This window comes from Vibrio sagamiensis NBRC 104589, from assembly GCF_007990935.1.
GTDB lineage: Bacteria > Pseudomonadota > Gammaproteobacteria > Enterobacterales > Vibrionaceae > Vibrio > Vibrio sagamiensis.
In genome coordinates, this window is record NZ_BJXJ01000007.1 from 15,417 (window position 1) to 39,766 (window position 24,350).

Annotated in this window: 24 protein-coding genes and 1 other RNA gene; 8 read left to right on the forward strand and 17 right to left on the reverse strand. The window is 37.4% G+C overall.

Features of this window, described 5'->3' with window-relative positions:
* Positions 1-19: 19 nt before the first annotated feature.
* The 12 genes from VSA01S_RS04715 to VSA01S_RS04770 form a co-directional block, all read right to left on the reverse strand.
* Positions 20-304, reverse strand: a complete 285-nt coding sequence (locus VSA01S_RS04715; protein WP_039981320.1) for a 2Fe-2S iron-sulfur cluster binding domain-containing protein — start codon at positions 302-304, stop codon at positions 20-22.
* Positions 301-1,266, reverse strand: coding sequence for an oligopeptide/dipeptide ABC transporter ATP-binding protein (locus tag VSA01S_RS04720; protein ID WP_039981322.1), 966 nt, complete (start codon positions 1,264-1,266; stop codon positions 301-303). The genes VSA01S_RS04715 and VSA01S_RS04720 overlap by 4 nt, the downstream gene beginning before the upstream one ends.
* The gene (locus VSA01S_RS04725; RefSeq protein ID WP_039981325.1) at positions 1,263-2,231 is read right to left on the reverse strand and encodes an ABC transporter ATP-binding protein; all 969 of its coding nucleotides are present in this window, start codon (positions 2,229-2,231) and stop codon (positions 1,263-1,265) included. Before VSA01S_RS04725 ends, VSA01S_RS04720 begins: the two co-directional genes overlap by 4 nt.
* Positions 2,228-3,103, reverse strand: coding sequence for an ABC transporter permease (locus tag VSA01S_RS04730; protein WP_039981326.1), 876 nt, complete (start codon positions 3,101-3,103; stop codon positions 2,228-2,230). The genes VSA01S_RS04725 and VSA01S_RS04730 overlap by 4 nt, the downstream gene beginning before the upstream one ends.
* Complete coding sequence (locus tag VSA01S_RS04735; RefSeq protein ID WP_039981328.1) at positions 3,100-4,125, reverse strand: ABC transporter permease; 1,026 nt, start codon at positions 4,123-4,125, stop codon at positions 3,100-3,102. Before VSA01S_RS04735 ends, VSA01S_RS04730 begins: the two co-directional genes overlap by 4 nt.
* Positions 4,126-4,128: 3 nt before the next feature.
* Positions 4,129-5,730, reverse strand: a complete 1,602-nt coding sequence (locus VSA01S_RS04740; protein WP_039981330.1) for an ABC transporter substrate-binding protein — start codon at positions 5,728-5,730, stop codon at positions 4,129-4,131.
* A 74-nt stretch (positions 5,731-5,804) separates the two neighbouring features.
* Complete coding sequence (locus VSA01S_RS04745) at positions 5,805-6,593, reverse strand: 2OG-Fe(II)-dependent halogenase WelO5 family protein (RefSeq protein ID WP_039981332.1); 789 nt, start codon at positions 6,591-6,593, stop codon at positions 5,805-5,807.
* Between the two features lie 35 nt (positions 6,594-6,628).
* Positions 6,629-7,876, reverse strand: a complete 1,248-nt coding sequence (locus tag VSA01S_RS04750) for an MFS transporter (RefSeq protein ID WP_050567494.1) — start codon at positions 7,874-7,876, stop codon at positions 6,629-6,631.
* 15 nt (positions 7,877-7,891) lie between these two features.
* The gene (locus tag VSA01S_RS04755) at positions 7,892-9,121 is read right to left on the reverse strand and encodes an ATP-grasp domain-containing protein (protein ID WP_039983695.1); all 1,230 of its coding nucleotides are present in this window, start codon (positions 9,119-9,121) and stop codon (positions 7,892-7,894) included.
* 18 nt (positions 9,122-9,139) lie between these two features.
* Positions 9,140-9,931, reverse strand: coding sequence for an iron-containing redox enzyme family protein (locus tag VSA01S_RS04760; protein ID WP_039983694.1), 792 nt, complete (start codon positions 9,929-9,931; stop codon positions 9,140-9,142).
* 49 nt (positions 9,932-9,980) lie between these two features.
* Positions 9,981-10,394: a DUF2000 domain-containing protein gene (locus VSA01S_RS04765; protein ID WP_039983692.1), complete on the reverse strand. Its 414-nt coding sequence runs from the start codon at positions 10,392-10,394 to the stop codon at positions 9,981-9,983.
* Between the two features lie 576 nt (positions 10,395-10,970).
* Positions 10,971-12,050 (reverse strand): PLP-dependent cysteine synthase family protein, encoded by a 1,080-nt coding sequence (locus VSA01S_RS04770; RefSeq protein ID WP_039983433.1) that lies wholly within the window; start codon positions 12,048-12,050, stop codon positions 10,971-10,973.
* A 148-nt stretch (positions 12,051-12,198) separates the two neighbouring features.
* On the opposite strand from VSA01S_RS04770, the gene VSA01S_RS04775 reads away from it, so the two are divergent.
* Positions 12,199-12,660, forward strand: coding sequence for an Lrp/AsnC family transcriptional regulator (locus VSA01S_RS04775; RefSeq protein WP_039983430.1), 462 nt, complete (start codon positions 12,199-12,201; stop codon positions 12,658-12,660).
* A 77-nt stretch (positions 12,661-12,737) separates the two neighbouring features.
* Here the strand turns inward: VSA01S_RS04775 and tesB are convergent, their stop codons facing one another.
* Complete coding sequence (tesB, locus tag VSA01S_RS04780; RefSeq protein WP_039983429.1) at positions 12,738-13,598, reverse strand: acyl-CoA thioesterase II; 861 nt, start codon at positions 13,596-13,598, stop codon at positions 12,738-12,740.
* 265 nt (positions 13,599-13,863) lie between these two features.
* On the opposite strand from tesB, the gene VSA01S_RS04785 reads away from it, so the two are divergent.
* The 3 genes from VSA01S_RS04785 to ffs all read left to right on the forward strand — a co-directional run bounded on the left by VSA01S_RS04785 (position 13,864) and on the right by ffs (position 15,584).
* Entirely contained in the window at positions 13,864-14,298 is a 435-nt protein-coding gene (locus tag VSA01S_RS04785) for a YbaY family lipoprotein (protein ID WP_039983436.1), read from the forward strand.
* Positions 14,299-14,569: 271 nt separating this feature from the next.
* Complete coding sequence (locus VSA01S_RS04790; RefSeq protein ID WP_039983428.1) at positions 14,570-15,313, forward strand: VP0952 family biofilm-associated protein; 744 nt, start codon at positions 14,570-14,572, stop codon at positions 15,311-15,313.
* A gap of 174 nt (positions 15,314-15,487) precedes the next feature.
* Positions 15,488-15,584, forward strand: an RNA gene (gene ffs / locus VSA01S_RS04795) — signal recognition particle sRNA small type.
* Positions 15,585-15,715: 131 nt separating this feature from the next.
* Here the strand turns inward: ffs and VSA01S_RS04800 are convergent.
* Positions 15,716-16,003: a hypothetical protein gene (locus VSA01S_RS04800; RefSeq protein WP_039983427.1), complete on the reverse strand. Its 288-nt coding sequence runs from the start codon at positions 16,001-16,003 to the stop codon at positions 15,716-15,718.
* Between the two features lie 289 nt (positions 16,004-16,292).
* Between VSA01S_RS04800 and VSA01S_RS04805 the strand changes: the two genes are divergently transcribed.
* Positions 16,293-16,985, forward strand: a complete 693-nt coding sequence (locus tag VSA01S_RS04805; protein ID WP_039983426.1) for a hypothetical protein — start codon at positions 16,293-16,295, stop codon at positions 16,983-16,985.
* A 14-nt stretch (positions 16,986-16,999) separates the two neighbouring features.
* Here VSA01S_RS04805 and VSA01S_RS04810 read toward each other — a convergent pair whose 3' ends face one another.
* Positions 17,000-17,884: a LysR family transcriptional regulator gene (locus VSA01S_RS04810; RefSeq protein WP_039983424.1), complete on the reverse strand. Its 885-nt coding sequence runs from the start codon at positions 17,882-17,884 to the stop codon at positions 17,000-17,002.
* Between the two features lie 117 nt (positions 17,885-18,001).
* Here VSA01S_RS04810 and VSA01S_RS04815 point away from each other — a divergent pair, with 117 nt between their 5' ends.
* Positions 18,002-18,673: a type 1 glutamine amidotransferase domain-containing protein gene (locus VSA01S_RS04815; protein ID WP_039983423.1), complete on the forward strand. Its 672-nt coding sequence runs from the start codon at positions 18,002-18,004 to the stop codon at positions 18,671-18,673.
* Positions 18,674-18,828: 155 nt separating this feature from the next.
* Here the strand turns inward: VSA01S_RS04815 and VSA01S_RS04820 are convergent, their stop codons facing one another.
* Positions 18,829-19,989 (reverse strand): gluzincin family metallopeptidase, encoded by a 1,161-nt coding sequence (locus VSA01S_RS04820; protein WP_039983422.1) that lies wholly within the window; start codon positions 19,987-19,989, stop codon positions 18,829-18,831.
* A gap of 409 nt (positions 19,990-20,398) precedes the next feature.
* On the opposite strand from VSA01S_RS04820, the gene VSA01S_RS20255 reads away from it, so the two are divergent.
* Together VSA01S_RS20255 and VSA01S_RS04830 are read left to right on the forward strand one after the other, a co-directional pair.
* A complete protein-coding gene (locus VSA01S_RS20255; RefSeq protein ID WP_227739593.1) occupies positions 20,399-22,930 on the forward strand; it encodes a dermonecrotic toxin domain-containing protein in 2,532 nt (843 codons plus the stop codon).
* Positions 22,931-23,023: 93 nt separating this feature from the next.
* Positions 23,024-23,758 carry an RNA methyltransferase gene (locus tag VSA01S_RS04830; RefSeq protein ID WP_039979069.1) on the forward strand — a complete coding sequence of 245 codons (735 nt, stop codon included), beginning with the start codon at positions 23,024-23,026 and terminating at the stop codon, positions 23,756-23,758.
* 153 nt (positions 23,759-23,911) lie between these two features.
* Here VSA01S_RS04830 and fdxA read toward each other — a convergent pair whose 3' ends face one another.
* The gene (fdxA, locus tag VSA01S_RS04835) at positions 23,912-24,235 is read right to left on the reverse strand and encodes a ferredoxin FdxA (RefSeq protein ID WP_039979070.1); all 324 of its coding nucleotides are present in this window, start codon (positions 24,233-24,235) and stop codon (positions 23,912-23,914) included.
* Positions 24,236-24,350: the final 115 nt, after the last annotated feature.

Consider the following 24,350-nt stretch of genomic DNA (forward strand, 5'->3'; position numbering starts at 1 on the left):
TCCTTTTTATTTTTTAATGTTATGTGTATTTTATATGGATTTCTGCATCTGAAAGCAAATAACTTTTACAGGAATATACTTTTTCGTCTTCTACTATAGAATAAGTGTTATTTAAAATCCCTTTTGCTAAAATTACACTGCAAGAACCGCATACCCCTTTTCTGCATGAGCTTCGAATAGGAAGTCGCATTTTTTCTATCATATCGAGAATAGATTCATTAGCTTCTCCTGTTCCATAGTATTGCTGATCATTAAAAATTACTTTTAATTGAAGTGTATTCGTTTGTTCACTTTTCACACTCATATATTTTCCTCTAAATGTATTGATTCTAAAACACAAGCAATTTGCCTTCCTGATACATTTCTATTGGCAGGTACATTTGAGAGACATTGGTGGCTCACATGTTGACAGCGAGGTGCAAACTGACAACCATTGCTCGGTAAAGTAGAGTTAAATTCTTTAGTTGAAACTACATCTTCTCTAGTTAATAAACTACTTCTCACTAGCTCTTTTGTGTAAGGGTGAATAGGCTTTTCAATTACTTCTGTTGCTACGCCATATTCGACTAATCGTCCAGAATACATAACACCAACAGAGTCAGCGATAAATTTAACCACAGGAAGAGCATGTGAGATTATAATGTAAGTTAACCCAAGCTGTTGTTGTAAATCCAAAAGTAAATTAATAATTTGTGCCTGAATTGACATATCTAATGCAGATAAAGGTTCATCGAGAATAAGTACTTCCGGGTTGGTAACTAGAGCACGAGCAATTCCAACTCGTTGTCTCTGTCCTCCACTAAGTTGGTGTGGATATGCGTCTAAGTATTGCTCTGCTACTCCTACCATTTTGAGATATTTAGCTGCAGCATCTTTTCTATTCTGCGAGCTAACTCGTCGATTAACTGCGAGCGGTGAACTAACTAACTGCCAAATTCTTTTTCTTGGATTTAGCGAAGAATAAGGGTCCTGAAAAACCATTTGTATTTTGCTATAAAACTCTTTGCGAGGAATTTCATAAATTGGTGTCAACTCACCATTAAAAAGCATTGAAATCTTACCTTCGTCAAATTTAGATAGTCTCATGATTTGGCGAGCAAGTGTACTTTTCCCACTTCCTGACTCGCCTACAATGGCAAGAGTTTCTCCTTTAGCTACGTCTATACTGATTTTATCCAATGCTTGTATCTTCAAGGTATGACTAAAAGACTGCCTCGTTACAAACTCTTTAGAGATAGAATCTACAGCCACAATTACTTGCTTCATGAATTAGCTCCCAAGTGACAGCGGACATCCACTCCAGGTTTAGGAGAAGTGAGTAAAGGCTTAACGTCACATAGTTCATTTCTAGATGGGCATCGAGATGCAAACCTACAACCTTTAATATCCTTATCGATTGGCATAACATCCCCTTTGATTGTTTCCAGTCTATGATTTGGAGATCTTCTTTTCTCGATAGGGATGGAGCGAATTAGACCTTGAGTGTAAGGGTGTATTGGTTGACTTAAGACATCTATAGTATTGCCTTGTTCGACAACCTCACCTGAATACATGACTTGAATACGGTCAGACATTGAACGAACTACTTCAATGTCATGAGAAACTAATAGCATCGCCATGTTGTATTTTTTGCAACACGACTTCAGCAGAGCTAGAATTTGAGCCTGTATAGTAACATCTAAGGCTGTTGTCGGTTCATCTGCTATGAGTAATTTTGGCTTACATGCTAGGGCCATTGCTATCATCACTCGTTGAGCCATTCCGCCTGAGAGTTCGTGTGGATAGCTTTTTAGTCGATCTTCAGCTCCCGTAATTCCAACTTGTATGACTAGTTTTAAAGCTTCCTGATGATAGTCATTCTTTGATAGGCCAGGCTGGTGTTCTCGCAGTGTTTCAATCAACTGATATCCAATAGTAAAGCACGGATTCAATGCACTCATAGGGTCCTGAAAGATCATTGCGACCTGCTTACCTCGAATTTTTCGAGTTTCTACTTTTGTTAATGATAAGAGGTTATATTTATCAAGTAATAATGAATCGGCATTTACTTTTATATTATTTGGAAGCAGTCCCATGATCGCATAGTTAACAATACTTTTGCCACTCCCTGATTCACCAACAACACCTAAAATTTCTCCTTCGTGAATGTTAAAAGTTAAGTTATGAATGGCACGTTGATATTTTGAATCTTTACGAAAATATATAGTTAAATTTTCCACCTTTAGTATCATTTCGCCTCCTTAGCTTTTGGATCTAGCTCATCTCTTAGTGCATCACCGATCAAATTAAAGGCCAACACAGTGATCAAAATACATACTCCAGGAAGGATCACCATATGAGGCTGAGATTCTATAAACATCCTCGAATCTGCTAGCATAGCCCCCCATTCAGCTTTTGGGGCTTTTGCCCCAAGCCCTAAAAAACCTAGAGCGGCAATATCTAAAATTGCATCTGAAAACCCTAATGTTGATTGCACAATAATAGGTGCCCAACAATTAGGTAAAACTTCGAAAAAAAGAATGCGGTAACGAGGTGTACCAAATGAAAGAGAAGCTGCGACATACTGCTTTTTCATTTCTAATGAAGCAACGGCTCTGACAACCCTGATATAACGAGGAATTGAAACTAAAGTAATTGCTAAAATAGCATTAGTTAGGTTAGAACCTAAAACCGCCACAATTACAATTGCCAGTAATATCCCGGGCAAAGACATAATTATATCTGTGATACGCATTATAATTGTTTCAGCCCAACTACCATAAACCGCTGCGATTAGTCCAAGCAATACGCCAAATAAAACGGAAGCAACTACAACAGTGAATCCTGTACTAAGAGAAGTCTGTGCGCCATAAACTAACCTTGAAAATAAATCTCTACCGAGATCATCAGTACCAATCAAATATTCATTATTTCCATTTAACCATGATGGCTCCACCAAAAAATCCTGGCTAATTGTATATGGGTTAAGATCTATTATCGACGGAAAAATAAAACCCAAAACTAGGAGCAATGAAATACAAAGTAACCCGACGTTTCCAGACTTATTGTAGCGAAACCAAGGGCGAAAAGTACTTTGAAATACATTTGATTTAAAGGATATCATGATAGTTTACTACTCATTTTAGGGTTTGCAATCAAATAAAGTCTTTCAATAAAAATATTAGTAATAAGTATAAATAATCCGATAATTAATATGGAACCTTGAATTACAGGATAATCTCTTGCATAAATACTACTTACTAAATAACTACCAATACCAGGCCAGCCAAAGATAGTTTCAGTAAGTATTGCTCCAGTTATTACTGAAGAAATAAAAAGTATTCCACCTACTGTTACTATAGGTATTAAAGCATTGCGCAAAGCATGTATCCAGATAACTCTATAATGACTTAACCCTTTCGCTCTAGCTGTTCGAATATAATCTTCTCCTAAGATCTCCAACATACTTGAACGAGTCATGCGAGCAAATACCGCAATTGGAATTGTTGCCATTGCGAAAGCTGGTAATATTAGGTGACTTACTGCTGAGAAAAATGCTTCAAAACCATAATTCATACGGTTATTGGGAATAAGTGTATCTAAAAGCATAAAGCCAGTAACTGGTTCAATATCGTATAAAATATCAATTCGACCAGAAACTGGAGTCAGATCCAAGCCAATTGAAAAAACTAGTATTAAGATAAGTCCCCACCAAAAAATTGGCATCGAGTAACCTACCAAAGAACTTGCCATAACAACAAAATCAACAATCTTATTTCGATTCAAAGCAGCTATTACACCAGCAGGTATACCTAAAATTAGAGCTATTAGTATTGCACTAACACCTAGTTCAATCGTTGCAGGCCATCTTGATAATAATTCATCAAGTACAGGTTGCCTTGACACCACTGAAGAACCAAAGTCACCAGTGATGGCATTCTTAATAAATATTAAGAATTGACTAAGGATAGGTTGCTCAAATCCAAGCTCAGATACTATCGCTTGGTACTGCTTAATATCAGCTCCTCTCTCACCGATTAGCAGCATAACAGGATCACCTGGAGCTAATCGAATGAGAAAGAAAGCGAGAAAACTGATTCCAAGCAATGTCATTAAAAAACTGAAAAAGCGATTGCTAGCATTCATTTGTTAATCACGCATGTTTAAGTTGAAAAATGTATCCATTTCAAAAGCATTCATAATGTCACCTTCAACCTTATGACTCACGGCACGATATACTTTGGCATGTGCTATGGGAATTATGGGTACGTCTTGAGCAAAAATCTGTAAAGCTTCTGAATACATCTGTTCCCTTTTAGACATATCACTTTCTTGTCGAGCTTTGGTGATTAACTCATCAAAATCCTGTTTACAATAACGACTATTATTCGATCCACGATCAACGGAATCGCAAGAAAATAAAGTGTATAAGAAGTTATCAGGATCTCCATTATCACCAGTCCATCCCATCTGAACCATTTCATGTTCTCCACGCTTTACTTTGTCTAAATAGGTTGCCCAGTCATAACTTACTAGATCTACTTTTATACCTATTTTCAAAAGATCCTGTTGCATCATTTCACCCATTTTCTTGCCATTTGGGTTATAAGGACGGTTGACAGGCAATGTCCATAGTGTTGTGGAAAAGCCATTTGGTAAACCTGCCTCTTTTAGCAGTTTTTTTGCTTTTTCAATATTGTGCTCGTAAGTAGTAACATTTCCATTATAGGACCACATAATTGGTGGATAGGGGTTAATTGCTGCAACAGCGTTGTTTAAGTATATTGCATTTATATAGGAACTTTTATCTAATGCATGTGCTATGGCACGCCTTACTAATACATTGTTAAAAGGAGCCTTTTCTGTATTCAGTGCAAGATAACCAATATTTAAGCCATCTTGTTCTATCAGCTTTATATTTTTATGCTCTTTAATTGAGTTTAGATCTGCTGGCGAAGGGTAGACCGCTATCTGACATTCATCTTTCTTCATTTTTTGAAATCTTACAGATGCATCTGGTGTTATTGAAAATATTAAATTTTTTATTTTGGATTTACCTTCAAAGTATTTTTCATTAGATTTGTAACGAATAGTACTGCCTTTTAAATAGCGGTTAAAAATGAAAGGTCCAGTTCCAACAGGGAGATTGTCAATCTGATCTTTATTGTTTTTTTGAGCTAATTTTTCTGCATATTCTTCGGATAGAATAGACATGAAAGGCATTGCAAGATTAGATAAGAATGGCGACTCTGGTCTATTAAGTGTTATTTTTACCTGATAATCATCAACTTTTTCAACGGATTTGATTAGGTTATCCATCCCCATTCCTTGGAAGTATTGATAAATACCACCACCAACCAGGTGATATGGATGGTTTTTTACCAATTGACGGTTAAATGAAAATACCACATCATCAGCATTGAAGCTTCTAGTCGGATTAAAGTATTTAGTATGATGAAAATCAACACCCTTTTTAAGTTGAAAAGTATATACTTTCTTATTATCAGAAATAGTCCAACTTTCCGCTAAAGATGGAACTATGCGTGTTGAGGCTCCCTCAAATTCAACCAAGCGATTATATATAGTTCCCGCAGTCGCATTTCGTGCGGTACCTGATAGGGTGCGTTGTGGGTTAAATGATTCAGGGCTTCCTTCTGAGCAATAAACAAGGTTATTTTTTGCTTTTACTTGCATAGAAAAAGCAAAAATCCCTATTCCAATTATTAGAAGGTTTTTATAAGGAAAAAACATGGATACTCCAAATGTCTGTTTATATATTATATTGTTTATAAGTGGTGCGAACTTTTATCCAAATAATTATCTTACTATGACCAAAGTTTTAAATTTCCGCTCTTAGTTAAACCCATAAATGAAGTTTGAGATATACGATTACCATTTGGTTGACCAAGAATTTCGTGGAAGTTTTGTGTATTAAAAATGATTAGATCACCTACATTAGGCCTTACTTTTATATGGTCTTCACGCTCAAGAACCTCATAAGGAAAATAATATTCGTTATCTACCTTCATGTGATCGTTTTTATCGGTATGAATTGTGTCATAAATAATTAACTCACCACCTTTCTGCTCATAAATACAGTAGTAAATATTCCATGTTAGTTGTTTAACCAATTCAGTAACTGCCCAGGATTGCTTAATATGGCTAGGTGCATGATCCGCATGTAAACGACCATGTCCTTTAAAGCTACGAAATGCACCTGCAAAGTATTTACCAAATCCTTCTTCCTCATAAATTCCTACATTCATATCAAGATTTTCATTTAATAGATTGATTATTTTATTTACAGGATTGATATTAAGGTTTTTGTAAATTTTTTTTATTTCTTTCTCTGCGGCATTACATTTAGAAAAGTATATTTCTTTGTCAGCATGAGCATATTGATTATGACATAGGCCAAGTTGTTGAACTGGAATATTATTTAAATGGTCATAACCAGAAAAATTAGTAGCTATTAATCGATTAGAGACTTCTTGGCAAATATCATATGAAATGAAATTTTTAATAATTATTCCTGGAATTTTAAAATTTAATAAAAGATCCATATTCTCTTTGTTTAATTCACAAAGTTCTTTTTTTATCCAATTTCCTTTCATAATTAATCCTTTATTACTTATTTGTTAAATTGTTTTTATATGCTGTCTTCTCTATTTAATTTATATAGAGAAGATCTTCTAGCCCAGAAAATTACAGCTAAATAAATCCCCATGAATAATCCAATAACTAATACATTATTGTGATCGGTTATATCTAATAAGGCCCCTGAAGCTGTTACTATTACTGACGCTAGTAAGCAGCCAATTGCAAATGAAATTCCAAATACTGATCCGAGCTGACCACTTGGGGAAAATGCAACTATACCTACATAGCCAGCCATCCATAGAAATTCAAACAATAAGATCATAAGTGTAAAAGATATTGCACTTACTAAGGGATTCAATGTCCACACACATAAAATGTATGTAATTACTGCAAAGATTGAGGCCGATATAACAATCGTGTAGACATTTTTGAAGTTTTTTTCAAAAATTTTGCTTTTTTTGTTGAAAAAAGAAAATCCAAATGAACCTACAACAATCGCAACACTAGCCAAAATGTAGGATAGTGATACAGCAGATTCATCTAGGCCAAGGTGTTGGATAGGAAATATAGGTTGCAAGACACTATAAGTTCCTTGGAAAAAAGTAGCAGTCATAGGAGGAAGCATTGCGCAAAAAAGAAGTCGCCCATCTTGTTTTAATGCACCAACATATTCTGTTATACGCTGTTTGAATACTAACCTCTTTTTAGAAGGCGGCAATGTCACATTAGAAGCTTTTTTAGCAAACATCATTAATAAAGCAGATATTATGAATGTAAATATATCAAACCAAATCACAAACTTAAGTTCTATTTTACTAAGCATAAAAACTCCAGCTACTGCGGCCATTCCAATGCCTACGTGGTAACCAGTTTGCATAAATGATGCATATTGAGCCGTTTTATCTTCTGGAAAGATTATCCGGGTACATACTGTTTTGTTAATTCTATTTATTTGATCTACAACTCCACGTAACAACAAAAGTAAAACTATTGCAGTGTAGTTAGAGTCATCGATAAAAAGTAGTATGGGTAAAGTAAGAATCGCAGATAATAAATCAAGTAAATACCAACGTTTTATTGGATCCATACCATAGTCCCAATCACTCCGATACAGTATTACCAACAATGTAGGTAACCATTGAAGTGAAATGAAAACAGAAGTGATTAATCCGGAGTTAGTTTGTTTGAAGATTGCCAACGAAAAAACAATATGCAGTAGTACTGAACCTGCAGATGAAATTGTGAACGCAAGCGAGCTCAACCCTAAATTAATTCTACCACGAGAAATTGTAAACATTGCCTTAGACCTTTATTAAACTATGACAATATTGTCTCTAGCATATTGTATTGCTTTAGTAACTTTGTGCTTTGCATCTTCTTGATTCTCGCCTTTACACATGACTTGAATTATCCAGCTATAGTTGGAGTTGAGATCCAATATGGATTCGCCTATTTCTTTATGGATCCACACATGTTCAACACCTGGTAGTAAAGATAACTGCTCTGTGTTTGGCAATTCTTTAAGAACTCCTGATTGACTACTAACAAAGCAGTGCCATGCTGCCCCCTGTTTGTGTTCATATAGGCCCCCATCATTTGAAATATTACCAAGACAAAGCTCTACACAATCACCAACAATGCTTCTTTCAGTTGATAGTTCCAGCATAGTTGAGTGGCCACTTCCTCCAACTCGTGTATTAACTTCTACTAAGTGTGGGCCCGTGTCTGTCAAAATAAGTTCAACATGGCTTGGTCCGAAGTCATAGCCAATAGCATCTAACGCTTTACATGCTTTTTCTTCAATTGCCTGTTTATGAGTGTTTTTGAATGGGAAAGAGGCACCTATTTCAATACTGTTTGAAATCACATCCCGGTCTGATATTCCAATAACTTGATGGTGGCCAGAGCTAGTAGTTAAAACCTCAACACTAACTAATTGTCCGTCTAAAAAATCTTCGATTACGTAAGATTGAGATATCCAATCTTCTGAAATTTGAGTTAGCTGAGCAATTAGTGTATCAACATCATCTTTTTTATAGCAAACTCTGGCTCCAATACTTGAATGGCCCTGCACTGGCTTCAAAAATAATGGAAAATTAAGGCTATCGCATATATCTTTCAATTCAGAAGGAGTATTAATTTTTTGATATTGAACATTATCAACACCCTTATCAATTAGAACTTGGCGAAATTTCGACTTATCTTGTGCGATTTTTATCGACTCAGGTGTAGCACCACGTAAACCAAGTTCGAAGCATATCTGAGCAGTTACATGAGTACGAATTTCTGCAAATGTTAATATAGCATCTACTTTTTCATATTCTTTTTTTAGGGCAGATATTACTTCGTCTTTATTATTTGAATTGTTGACTGAAATGATTTTATCAGCCAACTCTATTTTATATATGCTTGATGCTGGGAACCACTTTTTAAAACGTTCTCTACTATCAGTAATTAAAACGGTGTGATAACCTTTTTTTTTACAATATACTATTGCATCTAAACCACTGAAATTTGTTTCAATAAACACTACTGTTTTCATCTAAAAATTCCGAATTAATTATGCTACTTGACGCTGTTCTGTTTCTAATAATATTGTTCGGGAGACTTGATCCCAGAACCTTTGCCAGAAGTTAACACCAGCATCAAATGAAGCTTTAAATTCGGCTTTTTGTTGTTCAGACTTACAGAACCGAAGATAATTAGCAACTGAGTGGCGGATGTGTTCAGTTTCATCTTGGCGATGTATTTTAAAGAAAGGAGTTTTGGACATTACTGACTCACAGTATTCTTCATAGCATAAACATCTGAATAATGTTTCAATATTCTCTTCTGCAATAATCTCAAAACTCATCAATAAACCTACAATACCATATTGGCTAGTCGTTGAGACTAACGTATTATCTAGGTAATTAAGTACGCTTTTAATTGAAGTGTTTCTAAAGTTACTATCGATTTTGATGTCAATTTCTTTCAATGTTTCAAGAAACAATTGAGAGTGAATAAAGTTTTTATCACGCCCACCTAACTCATCATATGCTATTTGGATTAGTGCATGCTGACGCTCAGGGTCATCAGTTAAGGTTACAGCTTTAGTTATAAATATAGGTACGAATCTTGTGAACTCATACCAGATTTTAGCCATGCATATTGCACTAGCTTTACTTTTTCTAGTATCTGCTGTTGCATTTATATTAACAAATACATTTTGTTTATTAGCTTCATCCATAAAATAGCTAGTCCAATGAATAATTTCAGGATCTGCATAATCATACTCTGTATCTGATGTGAGCTTTTTGGGTGAAGTTTTAGGTTCTTTTAAATTTTTTGATTCTTTAATAACTACGTCCATTATGATTTCCTTGATTAAATTTATGGGTTATTTTTTATATTAAAAATTATTAGCGTAATAACCCAAGGTTACCAGTAAACTTGTTGATGATTTTTTTATCACCTGCTAATGCAATTCCTTGATACTCAAGTTCTGAAATAGGGGTTTTGCTAAGAACTAAAGTATAATCTTCATAAGATTTAGTAGTGCGTGTTGCTCCTATCAGATCAACTACGGTAAGCTCAGGTTCAAACTCTTTTAGTTTCTCTCGAAGGGTTCTTAACAATCCTGTGTTACCTTTTAGAATAGGAAGAGGCACAGTTGTGATTCCTGAGTGAATAGATCCAACTTCGTCTAACAAATTATTTCCAACCAATTCAGGCTTTAATTTTCCAAGGCTTACACCGAGTACAGCTGCTGTATTTGCTATTACGCCAGTTGGTAGATTCTCATCAATAACAAGAACTACTTTATTCTCTTTCATAATACTCTCGCTAAAATTAATATTACCAAAACGGCAACTTGACTACTTTTAATCAATAAAAGCTTATTTACAATTTCTTTGTAACGTAATCTCTTTGGGTAAAGGAAGTAAAAAATATTTAACTTAAATACGATTAACTAATATTTCCTTATCTGCAATGAAATAAACTAATTACAAAAATATTTTTTTTAACAAATCACATCAAGTAATAACAATTAAAAATTGGAAGAAAGTCACATAACAATGTTAATAATAAATTTTTTATAAGTATTTTTTTTATTTTAAATAAATGTTAAAAATAATTTTTAGACTGTAGGCTTTTCTATCATATTAATTCCAAGTAAGTGGAATTTTAATTTCCTTAATTTCCTTAATTTCCTTAATTTCTTAGGTGATTGCTTTATCGCAATTAATACTCAAAGATTCATGATGTTTACAACTTTTTGATTGGTATATCGTTTATTAACGATATATGTAGAGTTTTTTACTGTTACTCTATTCATTTTGCTATGTTAAAAGTGTCAGCACAGACTTATGCTGACACTAGCTTTTAGCGTGATGATAGATAATTTTAGCTCATAATTTTCCTAGCCCTGCACAGCCTTTGCGTTGTATTTCTGCGAGCATGTCTAAGTAAGGCTGAATATTACCAATGTTATTTTCAACCCAATCCTGGTTGTAATATGTCTCCAGATAACGTTCTCCAGAATCACACAAAAGGGTGACGATAGAACCGGATTCACCACGCAGCTTCATTTCACAAGCGAGTTGTAGCACCCCAAATAGATTCGTGCCTGTCGATGGGCCAACTTTTCTGCCGATCAAATCAGATACCCAGTATGCAGTTGCTACGCTAGCGGTATCAGAGATCTTTCGCATTTCATCGACGACGCCTGCAATGAAACTTGGTTCAACACGCGGGCGACCAATACCTTCAATACGGCTACTCGCTTCGACTTTGACTTTGGTATTGCCTGATTGAAAATAGTCGAAGAACACCGAATTATCTGGGTCGACAACACACAGTTTGGTATCGTATTTTTGATAACGAATGAATCGACCTATGGTTGCAGAGGTGCCGCCTGTGCCAGGGCTCATTACGATCCAAGTAGGAATCGGATACTGTTCTAATTCCATTTGAGTGAAAATAGAGTTGGCAATGTTATTATTTCCGCGCCAGTCCGTTGCTCGCTCAGCATAGGTGAATTGATCCATGTAGTGGCCATTCAGTTCCTTAGCTAATCGACGTGACTCCGCATAGATTTGATCGGTTCGTTCGACAAGGTGGGCTTTGCCGCCGTACAGTTCAATTTGTTCGATCTTTTTTCTTGCTGTACTTTTTGGCATGACAGCGATAAAGGGTAAACCCAGTAAGCGGGCAAAATAAGCTTCTGATACGGCAGTACTACCTGAAGACGACTCAATCACTGTCGTTTCTGGGCCAATCCAACCATTACAAATGGCATACAAAAACAGAGAACGTGCAAGACGGTGCTTTAATGATCCGGTAGGGTGAGTGCTTTCATCCTTGAGATAGATATCAATTCCTTCCAGAGAAGGAAGATCAAGCTTGAACAGATGCGTTTCTGCAGATCGTTGAAAATCCGCTTCGATTTTGCCTATCGCATTATTAATCCAGTTATGGTCGGTACACATTAATTACTTCCTCTGAAAAGTAAGGGAAACCCAAATAAGAGATTGCCTGGGTATAATCTAACTATAAATCTAGAGAAAAACTTTGCTATGATTACTTGTTGATTAGCCACTTTTGGCAAACTTTTCCATAAAAAAGGCATTTATTGGTATGGCATTAGATAAAACGGATACAATGTTGCTTTCTCTCCTTCAGGCCGATGGCACCATGTCACTCAATGAACTTGCAGAACGTGTAAATCTAACAACCACGCCATGCTGGAAACGACTAAAAAAATTGGAAGATGAAGGTTATATTGAAAAGCGTGTTGCTTTACTGAATGCAGAAAAGCTTGATCTCTCATTCATTGCATTTGTGCAATTGAAGACTAGCGATCATTCTGAAGATTGGTACCATCTTTTTATGACCACAGTGAGCGAGTTTCCAGAAGTAATGGAGTTTTATCGCATGGCTGGTGATTATGATTATATGATGAAGGTCGTCGTCAAAGATATGAAGTGTTTCGATGAATTTTACAAACGTTTAGTTAATAGTGTGAAAGGTCTATCTAATGTAACGTCAACCTTTGCTATGGAGCCAATTAAGTATACCACTGAACTGCCTATTAAGTAGTCCCATATATTGAATCACCAGAGAAGGTAGCTGAGTACATTCTCTGGTTGGAGTGGGGCTATTATTGATTAAAGTAATTATTGAGTGGGACGCATCACGCCTTCTTGAACCGCTGTGGCAACTAAATGACCTTGCTGGTTGTAAAGTTCACCGCGTACTAACCCTCGGCCATTACTGGCTGTTGGGCTTTCAATGGCAAAAAGGAGCCATTGATCCATTCTGAAAGGGCGATGAAACCAAATTGAATGATCAATGGTTGCGACTTGAAAGTTAGGAGTGAGCAAGGAAACTTGGTGGGGGTGCAAAGCCGTTACCAAGAAACCCCAATCTGAAGCGTAAGCAAGTAAATACTGATGTATTAAGTGATTATCGGGCATGGCACCATTTGCACGAATCCATAAGTATTGTTTTGGCTCTGCCTTTTTTGGGTCTAAAGGGTTGATAATGGTGACTGGGCGAGTCTCAATCGGCTTTTCACAGCACACGGTTTTTCTCAATCTTTTCGGTAGAAACTCAGCAATATGGCTAGCGAGTTCTGTTTCTGATGAAAAGTTTTCAGGGCCGGGGATATCTGGCATCGATCTTTGATGCTCAAAACCTGCTGCTTCACCATGATAAGAGGCAGTGAGATAAAAAATAGGTCGACCTTTTTGTATTGCTTTTACTCGACGGGTACTAAAGCTTCTACCATCACGTAATTTTTCGACATCATAAATAATTGGTTTTTCTGGATCTCCAGGGTATAAGAAATAACTATGAAATGAATGCACAGTTCTCGCTTCATCAACGGTATATCTCGCCGCTGAGAGTGCTTGCCCTAAAACTTGACCGCCGTAAACTTGCGGCAAGCCCAAGTTCTGACTTTGCCCCCGAAATAAGCCTTCTTCTAGCTTTTCGAGTTTTAGCAAGCAAAGCAATTCTCTCAATGGTTTACTCATGATTTTTCCTCACCGTTATTCGTATTCTTTGTTTATTATTATACCAAGTAATTTCAAGATGCTGCGTTCAGCGAGATGACCTTAGCTCTAAGGCGCGGCAACGGTATCGAAGATATAGTGGTTCTACATTGAGAACCATTAACAAAGTCTGAAAGTTTAGGTCACTCGCCCTTTGGGAGAGTGTCACTGAGTCGAGACACTTTGTCATGAACACACGTTGAGGATAAGCATGAAAAAAACAGTAAACATCAACAAAAAAGCAAACATCAAAAAAGTTGCCTTATTGGCTGCTTCGCTATTTTATGGCGCTACACTTGTCGGTTGTCAGGTGTTACCCACTCACAATGAAGCATCTGCGGAGGTCACTATGAAAATGATTACCGGTACCATTACCTACAGAGAGCGTATTGCCCTGCCTGATAACGCGTTGGTGACGGTGACACTTGAAGACGTATCTTTAGCTGATGCACCCGCGGAAGTGTTAGCATCACAAAGCTTCACTACCGATGGGCAGCAGGTACCTATGGCGTTTGAATTGAGCTATGACAGTAATGATATTCAGCTTAATCACCGTTACAGCTTGAGAGCCCGCATTGATGTGGATGATCAACTACGTTTTACCACCGATAGAAATTTTGCTGTGATCACTGACCAACAGAGTACTCATAATGTCGTAATGCGTCTTGTCAGCATAAGATAACCCCCCGATATCATTGAATCGTTGCAGTGTCTGAAAGCCAAGGTCGCCTTAATGAGGGCGACTTAAGGGTATTTGGACGTTAATTATCCTGAATATCTTCAATGTGAAGTCCAATTATTGCGTTTCGAGTCTCATTAAAACATTTGGCATACATCTTGTTTGAGTTTTTGCAGCATTATTGCAAAGACTTAGGCCAAAAAGTAAACCATACTAAAAGTATTAGCTTTATTTTGCCAAGGAAGAGCATGCTATGAGGTTGCTAGGAGGCACCATGATATATTCGATTATTCAATTTTGTTTGACGGCTTTTCTTGTTGTTGTTGGCACTCATGCTCTTAACCTCAGTCATGAAGATCTTCCTGTTTTAGCATTAATCATCCCTGCTTTATGGGTTATTCCAGATCAGAACCGTACAGGCTTGATACTATTAGGCGCGATGACAGTTTATGGAATGACGTTATCCATACAACCCTTAGCTTTATCGATAGCTGTCTTAGTGCTTTTTCCTTTACTTATGGTGGTTTTCTCCAAGCGCAGCTCGCTGGGTGTCCTTATTACGAGTGCCTTGATTGTGGTGACATTAAAAATAGGGATCATGGTGACTCAGCATGCCGGAAGGCTTGATGGTTCCGTTTGGGCAACGTGTATACAAATATTGGCCGTAATGGTGATGTGGTGGGCGGCAACACATTGGCAGCCAACAAACCAGCGCCGCTGGTGGTCATTATTTTTATTATTGCCTCTTTGGCTGGCGGGATTACATCATGCCGTGCTCTTATCGTTGAGTTTGATTGGTATTTTGGCAACGGCGGAGACCCTAATGAAAACAAAACAATCAAAACATTGGGGAAAACTGCTCTGCTGGACATTACCTACAATTGGCTTCGCAACGTTGATTGTAATGCCCAACATTCAGGTGCCAAGTCCAGTGTTTGTGGTTTGGATTTGCTTATTGGGGACCGCTTGGATGACCGATTATATTTTACGTAGTGGGGATGAACCCGGCGAGCTTTAGAATCTGGAAATGTCTTAAGTATCTAAGGTATGCCTATAGTCCTAAATTGACGCCGTTTTGTTCAATTAGAAGTAAAAGAGATAAATAGGCCACTTTTACGCTTGCAATCTGCTCCTTGATACTGAATAATCCCCACATCAGCTGAGACGCGGTCTCGCTAAAAGAATTATGGGGCCTTGGTCCTCTCGCAACAATAGCTCGTGAACTCGGTCAGGTCCGGAAGGAAGCAGCCGCAGCGAGTGACTTGTGTGCCGGGATGTGGCTGGGGTCCCACCCATTGAAAAGCCTGCAATTTTATTGAAAATTGCAGGCTTTTTCGCTTTATAAACCAAGAAAAATGACAGGCCTGTTTGATTAACAAGCCTCAGTGGAATTAAACTGATTCACTTGACCGAGCTGAAGCTAATCGCAACCGCCACTGTCTCCACCTCCACAGCTATCACCGCCTCCACTATGGGAGCTACCATCACTGCAATAGGAGTCAAAACCACTTTGTTTGGTGTCATACTCATTAGTTTCAAAATCATGCGTAGACGCCTTATTGGAGTTGAAAGAATTTGTACTTCCAGAGGTATTTCGAGTACATGCATAAATGAGAGCACTAAAAAGGCCGAGAATAATTGAAATATGCCCATAGCCTGTAATTAATAATAATATACCTATAATTAATACAAATTTTAATAATTTCATTATTCATTCCAGAATTCTTGTTTCATTAAGTCAAGTGAAGTTAAACATTCTGGAGCAACATTTTAATAAAAACAATAGTAATTATATCGGGTTTCATTAGGTAAATAATGGCGCCAATTGTAGTGGTGAAAAATAGGAGTTTATTTTCTCTCACCTTTAGTTTTTTCTCATAATGAAATACTTTAGTTGATGGCAATGTTGAAGTTAAGAATACTTTTCGTCAAAATGATGCGTGAAATAAGTTCTGATTATTTAAAAAAGGATAAACTAAGAGAGGAGATAACGTCATATGGCATTTATAATAAAAGAAACAAAGCTCAAGGTGCTACCCGTAAGTATTGTTAAAGAGGAAGAGTTTTATCAACCTTATCCAGCAAAGGATGCTGTTTTATTTGACACTGAAACACTGATTCCAATTGGACTCTTATCATATCGTCAATTTGAAGAGAACAATAATGAGAGCATATTTATAGCCGTTCCTAATTTACAAGGTATTTTTGATGGTGATTATGCCTTTATAACATATTCATTGACTAACCAAGGATGGAAGCTTGATAATGAATATATCAAAGATACGGATTACAAAATTGAAAATAATTACATTGAGTACTATTTAAAGTCCGTATCTTTTTATAACCAGTATAAGTATGTCTCACATCCATCAGAAAATAGTAGTAAAGAGATCTTGTTTGAACTTGGTGGTCAACCTCCACTAGGTCAGAACTGGGATGCGATGTTATACGATGAAATGGCAGAAAACCCGGAATTAGATCATTACCATGATGTTATGGAGGAGGGGGGTGAAGCTGAGTTTGAAAAAATGAGTACCAGAGAAATTACTTACTTTAATGAGGAGCTAGAGAAAGAGTTCATATACATAGGTATGTTTAGTTTTGACACCTATTTAGGTGGTGGTGGTGAATGCATTGTCTTCTATCAACCAGAACTAAAGAAAGTAATGATCGTTCCTGAGTTTTCTTAATTAAATGGTGGCTGTCATTCCTGCCATTTTTCAAAATGCTCAAGTAGGAAATTGATAGCCAATCTTGCTCTTAATGGTAAAAAATGACGATTTTGATAAACAATCCAACTGCTATTACCGCTTCCCCAATAAGGCTTAAGAATTGGAATTAAACGACCTGATGAAATGGCATCACCGAAGCTACTTTTGGGCAAGTAGGCCACACCTAAGCCCTCTGAGCAAGCTTGCAAAACGGTATTCACATTATTGCTTCTCCACCTTCCTTGAACTTTCACGCCATCTAAGGGCTTATTATCTTTCTCAAATAACCAGATTTCTTGATTAGCGATAATACAATGATGATGCTTTAAATGCTCTGGATGGGTAGGAGAACCATGCTCATCAAGGTAGCTCTGACTCGCCGCTGCAGCCATTGGCCTGTCGACGAGTTTTCTTGCGACCAAGCCTGAATCATTTAACCTTCCGTAACGGATAGCAAAATCAAAACCATCCTCTATGAAGTTTATCATATTGGTGTTGAAGTTGATTTCTACCTTGAGATTAGGATGCTGTTTGGCAAACGCCATTAAAGCAGGTGCTACGTGATTTTCAGAGAATGCCCCAGCAGCACTCACTCTTAAAGTTCCGCTCAATTGTGTTTGTTGTGTTGTCAGTCGCTCATTTGCTTGTTGTAGGCCAATTACCAGTTCTTTGCACTGATGGTAATACGCTTGCCCAGCCTCAGTTAAGCTCACCATTCTGGTTGAACGTGCCAACAAGGCAACGCCTAACCGTTTTTCTAATCTAGTCACCTGACGACTGACATGACTGGTACTGCAACCTAATTTTTTTGCCGCTGCAGAAAACCCTGAACTCTCTGCAACCATAACAAATTCGTTGATACCCTCAAAACTGTCCATAACCACCTTTGCTATATAGCAATAATGTTTTGTTGAATCTGTATATTATCACTTATTTGATTAGCAATTAGTATAGGTATGGTCAAAAAACACACCTAAGTCAACAAGGAAACCTTTATGAAGAAAGTACTCATCATTGTGACAAACCATGCAACATTGGGTGAAACTGATCAAGCAAATGGAACTTACGCACCAGAGCTCACTCATGTGCTTAGCGAGCTCCTCGTTGGTGGCTTCGAATATGATATTGCCTCTATTAAAGGAGGTCAGGCTCCATTGTACGGAGTGGAGATTGAAGGTGATGAGGTCAATACGCGTATCCTAGCGGATGATGATTTTCAGAATCGTATCAACAATACGATTCCAGTATCACAGATTCGGGGTGAGCATTATGATGCGATCTTCTATCCGGGTGGTTTTGGTCTTCTTTCTGATCTAGCAAGCAATAGTGATTTCGCAGAAATCTCAGCTAAGCATTATGAAGAAGGTGGTATATTAGCTTCTGTTTGCCATGGTCCCGCCGCGCTTTTACCGATTACATTAAGTAATGGTGAGAAGCTGCTGGCGTCAAAGTCAGTGACAGGTTTCACTCGTGAGGAAGAGATTGATTTTGGTACCATCAATGATATTCCGTTCTTACTAGAAGAGTCTCTTGCACGCGCTGCAGCGCGCTACTCTAAAGTTCAACCATGGCAAGAGTTTGTTATTGTTGATGAACGAGTGATCACAGGTCAAAATCCAACCAGTGCACATGGTGTCGGTAGGGCATTGGTAAAACTATTGGCGTAAAAGAACGCCATATCTATCCAGCTCAGCGTGGGCTGGATAATCGTTGCGCTATACTCACTTAGGGTCGACAAAACATCTCACCAAAACGCTTTTCATCAATACCCAGCCATCGTTGCAAGAATCAGATCAAAAGTTCAAATAGACTCTAAATTCTGTTATTCAAGAAACCCAGTTTGTGTGTATATGTCTATCATATAGGGAACTTTATCTTCATAACCTAAGCTTATTGCTGAATTAAGTAAGCCTCTAGTAAAATAGTATATATCTGAATCAGCACTTGGCTTCCAGTGATTCTTTTCTGCATTAACCAACACTTGCATCAGTTCATCAAAAGTAAATATCCCCTCATGAATTAGGGAATAAAAAGCGTAACCGAGTATTTCCGCTGATGTGTGTATGCTGAACTGGTCAATATCTTCTTTTCCTTCACTGGTCAATGCTTCTGCTAGGCTTCTGTATTTTGGATCTTTAAAGTTCCTGATGTATGAACGGCAATCAGCATCTTGTTCAGAAGTGCATTTTACTCGATCCATATTATGAACAAAGTCTACCTGACCAAACTCCTTGTACTGATAATACTCCGCAACAATATCACTAAAGTGCTCTGACCATGCATTAACACTATTATGTGAGAAATCCATGTGTTCGAAGGCATGACCAGGCTTTGCCGTGTAAGCATGTGTCAGCTCGTGAATGACGATATCGCTGCTAGCTCCGTTAGAGTATATATATTCAGAGTTTGTTGTAGGGCTCTTATTACCATCAGAGATTAAAATATGATTTCTAAATTTTTCATAGCCTCCGCCAACTCTATCTTGTCTGACATATTGCGCATTATCTCCAGCAAAATAATGTGAGATCACCGTGATCTTTTCCTGCATGGGTAATTCACCTGTCATCTTCTGATAAAAGTCAATAGAGTTGTTCAGTATATACCAAGTATCGTTAATTGGTGAAAAGCTTTGATTTCGATAATCAGGAGTATGGATAATTACTTCTTTATTCCCATCTGGACATATAAATTTTACAGGTTCACTTGGGTAATAACTTGATGCACCTAATGAGCCACCAGATGAAATGTTCTCCCAACCATTACGAATTTCAAAATACTGATTAGATAATATGCAAATATCATTGTTTAATTGACTTCTGGTTGCATATAACATTTTGTCTGCCATTTCGGATTGTCCATAAACATACAACCCAGACTTTATTGTTCCACCTAATCCTAAATAACTGATCTCCTGACCAGAGAAAGCATTACTTGATAATAAAGTAAAAAGGGCAAGAGTCACTTTACTTATTTCTACTTGCATAATGAAATTATCCTTACTTTGATGAATATACTTTTGTGATTTTTGTAACATTCTAATATTAATTGTGGCGATAAAGTTTTTATTATTTAAAATTGTTAGTTTTTATTAATACAATGAGCTGTTTTATCTATAAAGTAAAAGTTTTTGAATTTAATTTACAGTTATTTATAACTAAGTTATTAATGGTTATTTTTTAATGATGAGTTGGATTTTTGATAGTTTAAATTGATTGATTCTAATGAAATCTGTGTGAGTTAAATATAATGGCTTTTATGTGATAAGGTTAATATCTGGCTTTTGTTTTTTTTATTATTATATGAATATGTATTTATAATTAAATAATCTTTTAATGCGTAATCTCTTTAAATTTCTTTTTTTTATACTTTTTTTTATCCAATCCAACACCAACTTGAAAGCACAAGTAGATATTTTATCAAATGATATTTTCTCAAATGATGTCTTGGATGAAGATGAAGTAGCTCCCTCCTTTGATGAAGTATGGCAACGACAATTTGTCCGAGACTATGCTTATATAATGCAGTCGTTACCTGATCCTTTACGTATAACGTCAGAAACAGTCAAGCAAGCACTGGTATTAAATGGATATACTGATATTGATCCTGATAACGTTTACTACCACCGTTTCGATGGTGCCATAAACAGCTCTAGAACATACAATGGTTGGGCGCATTACAATACACCTATTGAATCTTATACTTTGACTCAAGCGTTGATGCTCAATGTGTTCAATCAATTTCGTGATTACTTTCCTGGTGAAATCGATATCTATACGGGTATTTATACTCAAGATGCGCAAGGTCATCATTTTGATGAAAGAAATGAAATTCGTTTATTGTCATCGGATATATGGGATATTGCTTATTATCAACTGGATATTCAGAGTGCTTATACGGAAGCATTAAATGAATTCTGGAAAAATAATCGACAACGTTTTACTTTGCTTTTGCGTGATGGGTATACATTATCTGCTTATTTACAATATAAAGATGGAAGTCTTAATGCAGACCAATATCAATTAGCAAGAGAGGTATTAGAACCAAAAAGAAATAAAAATATTGAAGTATTCCGATTTGATATTTATGGTTATGATGCTACGGATATATTGTTAATTAGCCGAAAAAAAGAAAACTCTGGCCTTTTATATATCCCTGGAGCCAGACAACCTTTTATTACCTTCAAAAATGAACGACAATTAAAAAAGTTCTTATTTCTCGCATTAAGAGCTTATCCGATAAATAGGAAAACTCTCGCTCAACATTTTAGCTTGTATGTTAGACAGGATGGTGTGAGTTACTCTGGGGTTGATAGAGCCCTTCAGGGATTTGCAGACAGCAGTTGGAATGAAGACTATCTAATGATGAAGCATCGGCCAGTATTTGGTGATGTGTTTGAATGTGTTGCAGAGCAAGTCCGAATGCGTTTAATTAGTGATGGTGATGTGAGAATTAAATCTAACTCTGAAGCTCAACGAGACTACTTTCTTTCTTTATCGAACAGTATCCTAACGCTATTTCCTGTCATTGATTTTATGTTACCAGAGATTGGTATTCCGTTAGAAATTGGCTTCAGTACAGGACAGTTTGGTCTCAGCATAGATAAAGCGATAAATGGGGATCATACAGCTGAACGATTGGCTGGGACTCGAATGAGTGTCACTAATAGTGCGATATTAGGAGCCACAACATTGATTCCAGTGTTAACTCAATATGGGCGAGAACTGCTTGATGTTACTGAACCTAATTTAAAAACGCTTCCCAATCAATTGGTAAAAAGCGGTGGGTATCCAAAAGAATATTTAGATCATTTCACCGCAAAGCCTAAGCCTATTGTTCATCCACGGACTCATGAAAAGTTAATTGGTGTGAAGATAGCAGAGGCAGGAAGAGGTACGTTGTTAAGGCCACTTGGCTTTGGACAATATTTGGAAATCGATGCGGAAACTGGGCGAGCTTTACTTGGTAAGCAAGTGATTCGTACTTTTGATTCAAGTATACAGGAGTTCCGTTGGAGTGAGGCTAAATTTAGACCTGGTCAGGTAGGCAGCAATGAACCAAATGAACAAGTCCTCTCTCAGCATCTCACTCAAACCAGAACAGATGATTCTGGTTTTAGTGAGCGCTTGGATATTATTTTACCTGATGATCTTCCTATTGTTTCTACCTCAAAGCCACATAGTTCAGGGTATGAAGATATGGCTGGCGGTCGAGATGCTGAAGTGCTAAGAGATTTTGCAGAGATGGAAATGCTCGTTGACCCCTATGCTTACCTTACTGACGTGAAGGCTCTGCATGAGATAAGTATTAATGCTCAAAAGGAAGTGATGCATCATCCTTTCTTAATGGAGTACCAACCAGAGCTAACGGGTCGTTTAGTCTATAGAGGTGATACTCGTTTACCTAATGAACTTTTTCATACTGGGATGAATCGTAAAATTGCTCCAGTTAAGGAATATCAGATTGATGCGAATAATCGTGGTATTAGTGGGGTTGTTTCGACCAGTACCGAGCAGTCCATTGCAGTGGATTATGCGCTGGGTAATCGGATGGGTTACGTATATGCAATTGAGTTAAATCACGGCGGTAAATCCGTCAACACTATGCTGAGGGGGGCTGACCTTCATGAAGTGGCAACACTTAATATTCCACCAGAAGACATTATGTTTGCTGTTGGGCCTTTTAATCCGAAAGCCTACTATTCTTATCAGGTTGAAGACTCAGCAAGACGATCTGCGGAGTTGATCATCAATCCGCATGCTGTCGCTGATTCTGAGGTTGCTGAAAAGGCATTTAATCAAATTAAAGCCACGCTTAAATATCAGCTCGATCCAAGAATGACATTTGCTGAACGCTATGAGAACCGGGCGGATTTATTTTGGCATGAAGATGAAACGACGATGCCTGATGGAACGCCACTTGATTAAGGTCACTTGGGTATAGCCTCGCATCTTAGTCTACTTTGGGTATATAATGCGTCGGCTTTGAATTGTGCCGACCATTTATACCTTGGATACTTTATGATTTCGAAAAACCAACTCAAACTTCTTCGCGCTTTAGGCCAAAAAAAACAACGTAAGGCGCATGGGCTGTTTTTAGTTCAAGGTGAAAAGAATGTTCTTGAGCTCGTCCAAAGTGACTTATCGGTTCAGAATGTTTTCGCTACTGCTCAATTCCTAGTCGAACATCAGCATGAATTGGACGGTGTGAATTGTATTGAAGCATCACTAGATGACTTGACTAAAGCGAGCACTTTAGTGAGCAACAATAGTGCTATTGCCGTCGTTGAAATTCCAGCTCTTTCGGCTCCACCAGCTTCAGGACTTATGATTGCCTTAGATGGTGTTTCTGATCCCGGTAATCTGGGTACTATTATCCGTGTTGCTGATTGGTACGGCATCAAACATATCGTGGCCAGTGTGGATTGTGCCGATCCTTATAATCCTAAAACGATCAGTGCGACGATGGGGAGCTTTGCAAGAGTACAAGTGACGTTAGTGGATCTTCCGAGTTACTTAGAGCAAGCAAAAATGCCGGTCTATGGTGCTTTTTTAGAAGGGCAAAATGTCCATAAAACGGCGTTTTCTGCTGAAGGGATTTTACTGATGGGCAGTGAATCTCATGGTATTCGTGAAGTGGCTTCAACATATGTGACTGACAAGATAACGATCCCAGCGTTTGGTGGTGCTGAATCTCTCAATGTTGCGATGGCCACAGGCATTATTTTGGATAATATGCTTCGACACAAGGGCTAAGTAGAGAAGATCCAGAAGTGAAATGGCATTACAGACGCTGACTCTGGTATAACAACCAAGACTTGCTAATAAGTCTTGGTTATGTTTCTTTGCTATGTCTTTTAATGAGGCTATAACTTTTGATTACGGCTACTGATGAGCCGATTTACTGGTTTATTTTTCTAACATATCTAGCTTGTTCGCTACGCCATTCCATTTTTCCGCCTCATCCATCGCTGGCTTGACTTCTGTTTGAACAGGCCACAAGGTTGCTAACTCAGCATTAAGCTCGATATAGAGACTCTGATCTTCCGGTACTTCGTTTTCTTGGAAGATAGCATTTGCATCACATTCATCGACACACAAACCACAGTCAATACACTCAATCGGATTGATGACCATAAAGTTTGGCCCTTCATGAAAGGCATCCGCCGGGCATACTGCTACGCAGTCAGTGTATTTACATTGAATACAGTTATCGGTTACGACAAACGCCATGATAATCCGCTCTTAAGTTAGTCAAAAATAAGGAAGGGCGATAATACTCATCCCAAAACAAAATTCAACTTTCACAAGATGAAAAACGACAAGTGCTTTGTATTTAGTATGACAG